9 protein-coding genes are annotated in these 11,467 nt (G+C 37.7%); 4 read left to right on the top strand and 5 right to left on the bottom strand.

Annotated features, from left to right (window positions below):
- Positions 1–3: 3 nt before the first annotated feature.
- Positions 4–2,016: a conjugal transfer protein MobC gene (mobC, locus tag Q0093_RS06690; protein ID WP_297929166.1), complete on the top strand. Its 2,013-nt coding sequence runs from the start codon at positions 4–6 to the stop codon at positions 2,014–2,016.
- A 264-nt stretch (positions 2,017–2,280) separates the two neighbouring features.
- Here the strand turns inward: mobC and Q0093_RS06685 are convergent, their stop codons facing one another.
- From Q0093_RS06685 to Q0093_RS06665, 5 genes are read right to left on the bottom strand one after another with little or no spacing between them, the layout of a single operon-like run.
- Complete coding sequence (locus Q0093_RS06685) at positions 2,281–3,738, bottom strand: class I SAM-dependent DNA methyltransferase (protein ID WP_297929164.1); 1,458 nt, start codon at positions 3,736–3,738, stop codon at positions 2,281–2,283.
- Between the two features lie 8 nt (positions 3,739–3,746).
- Positions 3,747–4,634, bottom strand: coding sequence for a hypothetical protein (locus Q0093_RS06680; protein ID WP_297929163.1), 888 nt, complete (start codon positions 4,632–4,634; stop codon positions 3,747–3,749).
- Complete coding sequence (locus tag Q0093_RS06675) at positions 4,631–6,274, bottom strand: AAA family ATPase (RefSeq protein WP_297929160.1); 1,644 nt, start codon at positions 6,272–6,274, stop codon at positions 4,631–4,633. The genes Q0093_RS06680 and Q0093_RS06675 overlap by 4 nt, the downstream gene beginning before the upstream one ends.
- Entirely contained in the window at positions 6,271–7,806 is a 1,536-nt protein-coding gene (locus Q0093_RS06670) for a restriction endonuclease subunit S (RefSeq protein ID WP_297929158.1), read from the bottom strand. Before Q0093_RS06670 ends, Q0093_RS06675 begins: the two co-directional genes overlap by 4 nt.
- A 21-nt stretch (positions 7,807–7,827) precedes the next feature.
- Positions 7,828–8,031: a helix-turn-helix transcriptional regulator gene (locus tag Q0093_RS06665; protein WP_297929298.1), complete on the bottom strand. Its 204-nt coding sequence runs from the start codon at positions 8,029–8,031 to the stop codon at positions 7,828–7,830.
- A gap of 266 nt (positions 8,032–8,297) precedes the next feature.
- On the opposite strand from Q0093_RS06665, the gene Q0093_RS06660 reads away from it, so the two are divergent.
- From Q0093_RS06660 to Q0093_RS06650, 3 genes are all read left to right on the top strand, one after another.
- Positions 8,298–9,827: a DUF3945 domain-containing protein gene (locus tag Q0093_RS06660; protein WP_297929156.1), complete on the top strand. Its 1,530-nt coding sequence runs from the start codon at positions 8,298–8,300 to the stop codon at positions 9,825–9,827.
- Positions 9,824–10,012: a hypothetical protein gene (locus Q0093_RS06655; protein ID WP_297929154.1), complete on the top strand. Its 189-nt coding sequence runs from the start codon at positions 9,824–9,826 to the stop codon at positions 10,010–10,012. The genes Q0093_RS06660 and Q0093_RS06655 overlap by 4 nt, the downstream gene beginning before the upstream one ends.
- The coding region (locus Q0093_RS06650) for a DNA topoisomerase (protein WP_297929152.1) at positions 10,009–11,467 on the top strand (1,459 nt) is incomplete at its 3' end. The genes Q0093_RS06655 and Q0093_RS06650, both read left to right, overlap by 4 nt.

Raw genomic sequence — 11,467 nt, 5'->3', positions numbered from 1 at the left:
ATTATGCAGAATGAAGATGATTTAAGAGGACTTGCAAAGGTCATGGACTTTATGCGGGCAATCAGTATTTTATTTGTGGTCATAAACATTTACTGGTTTTGTTACCAGTCGTTCCGGGAGTGGGGTATCAATATCGGAGTAATCGATAAAATCCTGCTGAACTTCCAGCGTACCGCCGGGTTGTTCTCCAATATCCTGTACACCAAACTTTTTTCAGTGGTATTCCTTGCGCTTTCTTGTTTGGGTACAAAGGGAGTGAAAGAGGAAAAAATCACATGGAACAAAATTTATGCGTTCCTGATAATCGGTTTTATCCTGTTTTTCCTGAATTGGTGGCTGTTGGTTCTGCCGTTGCCACTGGCGGCAAACACGGCATTGTATATCTTTACCATGACAGCCGGGTATCTTTCGCTGTTGGCTGCCGGAGTATGGATTTCACGCTTATTGAAAAATAACCTGATGGATGATGTATTTAATATAGAAAATGAAAGTTTCGCACAGGAAACACGCCTGATAGAAAACGAGTATTCTGTAAATCTCCGCACCCGGTTTTATTATAATAAGAAGTGGAACGATGGATGGATAAACGTTGTATCGCCCCAACGTGCGTCCATCGTTGTTGGAAATCCGAGCAGTGGCAAGTCTTTTTGTGTTATCAATCAATTTATCAAACAGCAAATTGAAAAAGGCTTCGCAATGTATCTGTATGACTACAAATTTCCTGATTTGTCGGAAATAGCTTATAACCACTTGCTTAACCATTTGGACGGATATAAGGTAAAACCTAAATTTTATATCATTAACTTTGACGACCCACGTAAAAGCCACCGATGCAACCCGATAAATCCGGCATTTATGACCGACATATCGGACGCATACGAAGCCAGTTATACGATAATGTTAAATTTGAACCGCAGTTGGATCACGAAGCAGGGGGACTTTTTTGTAGAAAGCCCGATTATCCTGCTGGCTTCTATCATTTGGTATTTGCGCATCTATCAGGGTGGTAAGTACTGTACATTCCCGCACGCTATCGAATTTCTAAACAAGAAATATGCCGATACATTCACGATATTAACGAGTTATCCCGAACTGGAAAACTATCTTTCACCGTTCATGGACGCATGGGAATCCAATGCGCAAGATCAGTTACAGGGGCAGCTTGCAAGTGCTAAAATTCCGCTTTCGAGGATGATCTCACCCGCCTTGTATTGGGTAATGACAGGGGATGACTTTTCACTGGATATAAACAATCCGGAAGAACCTAAGATATTGGTGGTAGGCAATAATCCCGACCGCCAAAACATCTATTCCTGTGCTTTGGGACTGTATAATTCCCGTATCGTGAAACTGATAAACAAAAAGCACCAACTCAAAAGTTCCGTGATAATTGACGAGTTGCCGACAGTATATCTTCGGGGACTGGATAACCTGATAGCAACGGCACGGAGCAATAAGGTAGCGGTCTGTTTAGGCTTTCAGGATTTCAGCCAGTTACGCCGGGATTATGGGGATAAGGAAAGTCGTGTAATCGAAAATACAGTAGGTAATATCTTTTCCGGTCAGGTGGTTTCAGAAACGGCTAAAACACTTTCAGACCGTTTCGGAAAGGTGCTGCAAAAACGGCAAAGCATGACTATCAACCGGAATGATAAATCAACCTCAATCAGTACGCAGATGGATAGCCTGATACCACCCAGTAAAATATCCAACTTAACGCAGGGTATGTTCGTGGGTGCGGTCAGCGACAATTTCGATGAACGGATAGAGCAGAAAATATTTCATTGCGAAATTGTGGTGGATAATGATAAGGTGAAACGGGAAACAGCCCAATATAAGAAGCTACCCCAAATTATAGATTTTAGGGACGAGGACGGGAACGACTGTATGCAGGAAGAAATACAGGCAAATTATAACCGGGTCAAGCAGGAAGTCCAGCAGATTGTCACGGACGAAATGGAACGGATAAAACATACCCCGGATTTATGCCATTTGATTAAAGACGGTGAGGAATAATAAACGGAGAAAAATATTATTCTTAACAAGATTCATTACTGATTTCGTTTTTGTTATTTAAAAGGTGTGTCAAAACTAAACTAAGTACCTAGAAAATTAAGGATTGTAAGAGATAAACATAAAATAGTCCTATCAAACTCCATTTTGAGGTAATGATAGGGCTATTTTTATTGCAGATGAGGGTAGTTAGTTTTAGATTAGAAGTTCATCTGGACTAAGCAGAACGGTACTGTCTTAAATATATTCTGTAGACAACCTCTGATTTTAGTCTGTTCTTTCTAATAAGCTATCTTTAATAGTTTGGATACTTCGCAACACACTTTCCAGATCTTGATAGATTTTATCAATTATTTCTTCAGGTTCAGGTAAATTATTTAAATCAATATAGTTTTCATCCTTGAGCCAAAATATATCCAAATTTATTTTTTCTCGTGAAATTATTTCATTAACTGAAAATTTTCTCCAACGGCCATCAGGGTTATATTCACTCCACGTTTCTTTTCTATTAGATGCAAGATAAAGTGAAATAAATTCTTTCAAATCTTCAAATCTTAATGGCTTTTTCTTTAGTGTTCGATTTACATTTGTCCGATAATCGTAGTACCATATTTCTTGCGTTTTAGAGCCTTTTTGAAAGAATAAAACATTCGCCTTTACTCCATTTGCATAAAAAATACCTGTAGGTAACCGAAGAATTGTATGTAAATTCACTTTTTCCAATAATTCTTTCCTTATAACTTCTCCAGCACCACCTTCAAACAGAACATTATCAGGCAATACAACAGCTGCTATCCCATTATTATCCAGCATAGATACAATGTGTTGCAGAAAACTTAACTGCTTATTACTTGTTGTTGTCCAAAAATCACTTCGATAATAATAATGACTATCTTTTTCTGTTTTTTTAATGTCATTAGTGGGAATGTCACTACTACTTTTGCCGAATGGTGGATTGGCTAACACAATATTGAATTTTTTTTGAGGTTCTTCTTTCAGACTATCTACAACCTCTATTTCTGGAGTATTAATCAAATCTCCTATTCCATGTAAGAACAAATTCATCAAACATAAACGAGCTGTTTCATCCACAATCTCCCATCCATGAAAAGTGCGAAATTTTAAATTATCTGCATCTTTTAATGATATATTTTTATTCGTTTTATGTATATATTCTAATGCACCTAAAAAAAAACCACCGGTTCCGCAAGAAGGGTCAGCTATAGTTTGGTCTAATCGAGGACAGACACATTCTACCATTGTCTTGATTACAGAACGTGGAGTAAAATATTGTCCCGCACCACTATTTTCTGCATTTTTTTGAAGTAATGCTTCGTATATATCTCCTTTTACGTCTGTCGATTCTGATACCCAAGATTCCTCATCAATAAATTCAATCAGCTTCTTTAATTTTTTTGCATCACTGATTTTATTTTGAGCATTGGTGAAAATCTTTTTTATCATGCCTCCTGTATTCGCAAGAGCATCTAATATATTTTGGTACTCATATGAGATTACACTAACATCATATTTCTTTAATATACTCCATTCACAACCTTTGGGGATATTGTAATTTTTTGATTCTTTGCCGGATGAATATTCATCTGCCATTTTAAGGAACAAAAGATATGTTATTTGTTCCAAATAATCACCATAAGTAACACCATCATCACGAAGAGTATCACAAAATCTCCATATTTTATCTACTAATTGATTTGTTTCCATATATAATCTTATCCCATTACTGTAATTATTTCTTCCAGCCAACCATATTGTTTAGCCTTTATTGTTAAAAAATTTCTTGCAACCATTGAATAAGGTGCATTTTTATCTGTGAGTTCGACCAATGCTGAATAACAAGAACTTATCTTCGATTCCATGTCTTGAGGTTGGTTAATATATACAGATAAAAAATTATTTGTTTCATCGATTAATCGTTCGCACTTTTGCCAAATCATAGCTCTTCCTCTTTTGATCGGTGTATGATTAAGCCCATAATAATTGATAGATATTTTTGCTCTTTCATGCTTTATAAAATCTTCTCCTAACGAATAACGTGGGAATGATTCTCCACTTTCATCAAAAGTTAACAAGGAACAATCTCTTACTTTTGTTGGATCAAGCAACATAGGCCGTTCACAAGTACAATACAAATCACCTATTTGCGCAATAGGAGAACCATTTTCTAAAGGGAAAAAATTTCCTTTACCAAACACTTCATTATTATTCGTAAATCTATCTTTACGCAATTTGTTCACTAAAGAACCTGCCAATCTAAAATTCTTCCAATGGTAAGATAACCACCAATAACCATCATCTCTAATAATAATTTTATTTTCTTGCTTGGACTGAGCTTTAGGTCTAAAATGATCTATTTCCCACTCTCCTGAATTTTCTGGAGCTTCAGAATACCAACACTTATTACCTGACATTGCAGATAACGTAGAATATAACTTTGTCCAAATGGAATGTTTAGACCAATATGCTCCTCTTTCTGCAGGCGCTAAATTTCTAATATTATTTAGATGAGATTCTGCTTCTGCCAACCATAATGCAAAACTACCAACACCATTGATATTATCATATTCAGCTGGCAAATTGTCTATAGGAATAAATCTCATATTTTATTGTTCTTTTTTAAGATTTGCTCAATAACTCTTTTGCTTTCTTGTTGAAGAAATTTTTGTTCATCGTCTGTGAATTCAACTTTTTGAAAAATTTCAAATTTAGACATTTCAGCAATATAGTCTCTGAACATTGCATCTTCTATCTGTTCATAATAACCAAGTTCTTCCATTTCTTTACGGAGAATATTATATTCTTTGATCTCTTTTTCTGTTATGTCGTTACGAATCAATTTCCCTTGTAAAAAACGCTTCCTGTTTAATTTTTCTTGAGTTTCTTTATCTAAAATAGTTGGCAATCCAAATAATTCACTTGTCAAAATACCTGCTACACCAAGACCTTTAGGACTAATGTCGGGTTGTTCAGCTGTAATTTTACCAGTTTCAGAATCCCTTTTGAATATGCGCACTTGATTTTTGTCCATGCTCCCAATAACTAAGGGGTCATGAGTGTTCAAAATCACTTGGGTAGTATCATCTTCATTATCTGTATTAGTATCTTTTTTTACCACTGCCTTCAATAAATCCAAATATTCCCATTTCCAAAGTGGATTAAGATGTGTATCAGGTTCATCTAATAAAATAAGGGTTTCTTCGTCTCTTGTGAATCTTAATAAACCTAATACTGTTAGAAGTTGTTGTTCACCTTCGCTTAATTCCTTAAATGTAATATTACCATCTACATTTCGCTTTTTTATGCGAACCTTAACTTCATAGATTAAATCAGATATATATGTGCTTTCTAATGCTTTAAATAACTCTGTATTTCCACCTCGATAAAACTTTGCGAGTGTTTGTAGCTTATCTTTATCTTGGATGAATAAGTAAAGGAATTCTCTCTTTTTATTCCCTTTATCGCGGAACGATTCTTTATATGGTTCCTCAATATCAATCGGTGCTAATGACAATTCCCATAGTTTGTCTAGAAACTCTCGAACCAAACCTTTTGCTCCCCACATAAATAAATTTTGAAATCTCTTATTAGCAGCAAAATATGGCCGTTGGAACTTAAATAAGATAGATTCCAAATCTTCAATAAATAAGTACTTTTGAAGAAATTGTTTGGTTTCATTTGTTTCATATGTGAAGAAAGCCATAAGTACAAAATACGAATGAACTAACTGAACATAAAATAAACGGCGTAATTCGTCAACATTATCTTTTGTCGTATCGACATCAATAATTTTATCATAAAATTTTTTTTGATGCTCATCAAAATGATCTTTTAAACGATTGCTAATTCCCGAATAGTAAGTGAATACATATTTAGGCAAATATTCATTCTTTTTGCGGAAAAATTCTGTTTTGGATAAACCTTTTGTTTCTGTAAGCCAAACTTCTTCTCCATCAATGACATGCCGGCTACCAATATTAAAACCATATTTTCCATTTAAATAGTCCACAAATATTTTTTTACCTCGACATTCGTATTCGATCTCATATTTTAAATTTATCTCTTTGGGTGGCTCTTTCTCTAAATCAAGATACTTAAAAATAAGAACAAGTGCTTCAATAAAGTTAGATTTACCAGTCGCATTTTGTCCTAATAAGACAGTATTCATCTCATTTGAGTTCAGACTTATCTCAAACTGTTGGAGATTCTTGAATTTTTCTATGTAAACTTTATGTATTCTCATTTTTTCAACGACAATAAAATTTCTGTTTTTGACTTGATTTGCTCAAGAGAATCGCTTATTGATTTTAGTTCTGCATAAAAATCATCAATACTTTCCCAATGTTTAGACTGTTGCCAAAGCTCTTTTGCAGGGACAGGCTTTTGAGCTTCTTTCAATAGTTCAAGAACTGACTTTGTTCGTTCCATTTTTTCTTTATTTTTTTTTACTTTCTTCTCTTTTGGTTTGCTTTCTGCAAATTCAAGCCGTTCCGCTTTGATTTTCTTTAATAGTTCAAATGCAGATTCATCATTTGAATTTTGAGACACAAGCCTACCTGTAAATGCTTTATTTAAAACTGATTGTTTTAACATCTGAATTTGGTCAATTTTCTTTTCTAACGTTTTTTTGATATGCTCTAAAATAGTATGTTGAGATTCTAATTCCGAAACAATAAATTCTTGTTCTTCCAACGAACACATTGGAAGAGGAATACTCTTAATTTGACTAATGGTTAATGCTTCACGGGTAGCTCCTGAACTCCATTTTTTGATTAAATGTTGAATCGCAGGTGAATTAAGATACAGAGATAAATATTTGTACAAAAGATTAGGCTTTGTCCGTATAATGCAAACATGCTGATTTACATTTGCTTGTTCAAGACTGTCTGGGATATAAGTACATCGACCAATTGAAGCACCTGTAATATTGAGCAAAACATCATTTATTTGAGTTTGTGTCCGTGACATTTTTTCATTTATTTCATCAGTTATATAAACGACATCATCTAAGTTTAAAGAATAATGTAAAACATTTTGACTACGAATGAATGGAATTCCACTGTGAATATAAATGCTTCTGCCTCCTTTCGGAGTTGAACCTGCACCAATAAAATTAGCATATGTATCTAACTCCACCCATTTCCACGTTGGTGGTATTTCATAAATTGAATTAAAGGATTCAGAGTTATTATTTACTATTTCTCCAACTTGCCACTCTTGTGATAAGTGACCACAAAAAGCATAGTGCAATATAGTTTGCCAATAGAAATCAAGACGTTGTTTTATATCATATATATTTGTTTCGACATTTTCTATTTCACTGAATAATTCTTCTATTTTTTCAACTATCCGATATTGTTCGTTTAATGGTGGTAGTAATATATTCTGGGAATATACACTTTCCCGGTTAAGGCCTGGTATAGTTGTTGATTTATCTAAACCTGGTAAATTTAAATGTTGGAGTAGGTAGAATACAAATTGAGGAGAAAGAGATTTGATTGAGTTTATATAATACGTTGTATCAATTGGCCAACAATTCTCTGCAGAGTAATTTACTGTTCCAACTGAGCCTTTTCTACCAACAATAATTACAGGACCTTCAACTAAAAAATTGTTATGAGTACCAACAATGCCATTAGAACCCCAAACTTTATAAAATCCATTTTCTCTATCTAACGCAATTAGACTTTTCCCATACTCTAATGTTAAAATATCTCTAAGAGAAATTTTAACCCATCCCATGGGTAGTGCATTATTTTTAAGCCATTTACTCATTCTTGTAATTTGACTTTTTTATTATCTTTTTGTTGAAAAAAGCAAATCCTTAACATCTATATTTAGGACTTTGGCAATTTCCACTAACATTTCAAGTGATGGTTGTGATTCATTAGTACACCATCGAGAAATAGTTGCTTCATTCTTGCCTAATGTTTCTGCTAACCATTTCCCTGTTCGGCTCTGTTCTACAAGCACTACCTTTAGTCTATTTATTTGCGTCATTAGTTTGATTATTGATGTTTTTTGCAAATATCATGATTATATTTGATTTAGACAAATATTACAAAGTAAATTTGCTACAAAAAAGTAATAAAAAGCCCCTTAAAAACAACGAGACTGTCCTTTCCGACCTTTCTTCATTCAGTGAGGACAAATGAAGCCAAACGAGGACTAATAAAGCCACCTATTCCCAAATCCTTAAATATACTCTATTTCATCCTTACTTTTACTTCCGAAATTTTTATTTACTCACTAAAATTCAAAAAGTTATGGATGTAAACACAGCCAGCCAATCCACCACTGACGAACAGATGATGGATATTCTTCTTGTACTGGATAAGGAGAAAAAGACAATCAGCGCAGTGAAAGGCGTGGATGAAAACGGGGAACTCCAAACCGTAGCACCGGAGAATAACAGCGAACTTCTGAAATTCGACCGTCACGGCGATTTCTTTTCCAACTTCTTTTCCAACATGATGAACCAGTTGAAGAACCCGACCCGTTTTAACTTCTTCAAAATCCCCAAAATTGAACTTCCCAAGATTACACCGATAATCAGGGACAACTTCGACCATCCGACACCCGAAAATGAAGCGGACATAGCACGCTACCGGGTAACACCCGAAACACAGAAACAGGAAGTGAAGAACGAACAACCGAACCAAACGCAACAGCAGGTACAGCAACCGCAGCAGGAAGCGACGGCGCAAGCACCGCAGCAACCTGACAAAAGCAAGTATGTTATCGATCCTGACAAGGTGGACTGGGAAGCCCTGAAAAATTTCGGCCTTTCCAAAGAACAGCTTGAAAAGGCAAAAGCCTTAGAACCCATGTTAAGGGGGTACAAGTCACCCGGTGCGTTCTCCATCGCAGGGAACTACAATTCTGCCATTATGAAACTGGACGCACGCCTATCTTTCCGGCATGACAAGGACGGGAATGTGGTTTTGGCGATACACGGCATCCGCCAAAAGCCGGAACTTGAACGTCCGTTCTTCGGGCATGAATTTTCCAAAGAGGATAAAGCCAATCTTCTTGAAACGGGCAATATGGGACGGATCGTAAACCTGAAAAACTATATCACGGGGGAAATGATACCTTCTTTCGTCAGTGTGGATAAGGTGACGAATGAACTGGTTTCCATGCGTGCAAGCAGCGTCCAAATCCCTGATGAAATAAAGGGTGTCAAACTTAGTAAGGAACAGCAGCAAGCCTTACGGGAGGGAAAGGGAGTATTCCTTAAAAATATGATTTCTAACCGTAAAAATCCTTTTTCAGCTACCGTTCAGGTCAATGCTGACAAGAAAAGTCTGGAATTTATCTATCCCAATGCCAAACAATCACAGGAGCAACGGCAGAAACAGGAGCAGCCGAACAGCCTTGTTACCAGTGACGGTGTAACCATCCCCAAGAGCATTTCAGGAATAGAACTATCCCGCCAGCAACAGCAGGATTTAGTCAATGACAAGACCATCTTTGTTGCCGGGCTGAAAGACAAGAGAGGGGTCGAATACGATGCTTATATACAGGTGAACCATGACAAGAAGAAACTCGGCTTTTACAGCGACAATCCCAGTTTTGACCGTTCCGCCGTGAAAGAGATTACTCCGGCAAGCAAGAACCGCACACAGGTAGCGGTCAATTCGGAGGGCAAGACCAACGAAGCCACCAAGAAAGTGAAAGAACCCTTGAAAAAGGGTCAGGACAAGCCCACTGAAAAACAGAAAACCAAACAGGATAAAAAGGAGAAGCAGGAGCAGACGGACAAACCCAAACAAAGCAGGGGACGCAAAAGATGATAGCGGTATTAATCCTTATCCCGGTTATCGGTTTCGTCCTGTTTCTCTTTGCCTGTTACAAAACGGACTGGAAAGCCATAGACGAGCAGAACCGACAATTTTATGTAGATGGTTATCACATCTACTATGACCGGAAAATCCTAAAACAAAAAGAAGTGGAACAATTAAAATCGAAATTAGAATGATTGCAGTAATCGGAGAAAAACCAAGCGTGGCAAGGGATATTGCCCGTATTTTAGGAGCGAATGAAAAACAGGATGGCTATCTTTCAGGTAACGGGTATCTCGTTACCTGGGCGTTCGGCCATCTTGTAGGTTTGGCAATGTCGGAAGCATACGGCATACAGAGTTTCCGCCGGGAAAGCCTGCCCATCATCCCGGAGAGTTTTCAACTTACACCCCGGCAAGTGAAAGCGGATAAGGGGTACAAGGCTGACCTCGGAGCGTTAAAACAGCTAAAGGTAATCAAAGAGGTATTCAGCCAGTCGGACAAGATAATAGTCGCTACGGATGCAGGAAGAGAGGGGGAACTTATCTTCCGCTACATCTACCAGTATATCGGATGCAACAAGCCCTTTGTCCGCTTATGGATAAGCAGCCTTACGGACAAGGCAATCCGTGAGGGACTGCAAAACCTGAAAGCCGGCAGCCTGTATGATAACCTTTTCCTTTCGGCGCAGGCACGCAGCGAAGCGGATTATTTAATTGGCATAAATGGTACACAGGCTTTAAGCGTGGCAGCCGGACAAGGAATATTCTCTTTGGGACGGGTACAGTCGCCCACGTTGGCAATGATATGTACCCGCTTTTGGGAGAACAAGGACTTTGTTCCGCAAAAATATTGGCAACTGAAATTACAGTCGGTAAAGGACAATATCTCTTTTTCTGCCCTATCCGTAGAAAAAAACGATGCACAGCAGACCGCCATCAACACGTTGCAAAGGATAAAGGAAGCGGAAACGGTACGGGTGAAATCCGTAGAGCATAAGGAAGTGAGCCAAGAACCGCCCTTGCTCTATGACCTTACCACGCTGCAAAAGGAAGCGAATACGAAACTGAATTTTTCCGCAGACAAGACATTATCCATCGCACAAAAATTATACGAGGGTAAACTTATCAGCTATCCCCGAACCGGAAGCCGTTACATATCACAGGATGTATTCGAGGAAATCCCGGAACGGTTTATTAATTTGGAGCAGTACACCCGCTTTTCCGGGTATGTCGCAGGGATGAAAGGCAAAGCCTTAAACCTACGTTCTGTAAATGATGGCAAGGTAACAGACCACCACGCTTTGATAGTAACGGAAAATCTGCCCGGCAAGATGGAAACGGACGAACAGGCAATCTATGAACTGATAGCCGGACGGATGTTGGAAGCCTTTTCTGAAAAATGCGTCAAAGACGTTACCAGTGTAACGCTGGAATGTGCAGGGTCGCTTTTCACCGTCAAAGGGTCTGTAACCAAATCTGCCGGATGGCGTGCCGTATTCGCAGAAAAAGAGGACGGGGAAGATAACGCCACTTTGCCTGTGATGCAGGACGGTAACAGTCTGCCGCTTTCCGGTATTGAACTGTTGGAGAAACAGACCAAGCCCAAGCCGTTACACACGGAAAGCAGCCTGCTTTCTTCGATGGAAACGG

It is taken from the genome of uncultured Coprobacter sp. (genome assembly GCF_947855755.1).
Taxonomy (GTDB): Bacteria; Bacteroidota; Bacteroidia; order Bacteroidales; family Coprobacteraceae; genus Coprobacter.
Note: the sequence above shows the minus strand (reverse complement) of the source record. Positions and strands in the feature narration are given on the sequence as shown.

Coding starts and splice junctions, on each gene's coding strand:
- mobC (WP_297929166.1), top strand. CDS start 4: ATGCAGAATGAAGATGATTTAAGAGGACTTGCAAAGGTCATGGACTTT.
- Q0093_RS06685 (WP_297929164.1), bottom strand. CDS start 3,738: ATGGAAACAAATCAATTAGTAGATAAAATATGGAGATTTTGTGATACT.
- Q0093_RS06680 (WP_297929163.1), bottom strand. CDS start 4,634: ATGAGATTTATTCCTATAGACAATTTGCCAGCTGAATATGATAATATC.
- Q0093_RS06675 (WP_297929160.1), bottom strand. CDS start 6,274: ATGAGAATACATAAAGTTTACATAGAAAAATTCAAGAATCTCCAACAG.
- Q0093_RS06670 (WP_297929158.1), bottom strand. CDS start 7,806: ATGAGTAAATGGCTTAAAAATAATGCACTACCCATGGGATGGGTTAAA.
- Q0093_RS06665 (WP_297929298.1), bottom strand. CDS start 8,031: ATGACGCAAATAAATAGACTAAAGGTAGTGCTTGTAGAACAGAGCCGA.
- Q0093_RS06660 (WP_297929156.1), top strand. CDS start 8,298: ATGGATGTAAACACAGCCAGCCAATCCACCACTGACGAACAGATGATG.
- Q0093_RS06655 (WP_297929154.1), top strand. CDS start 9,824: ATGATAGCGGTATTAATCCTTATCCCGGTTATCGGTTTCGTCCTGTTT.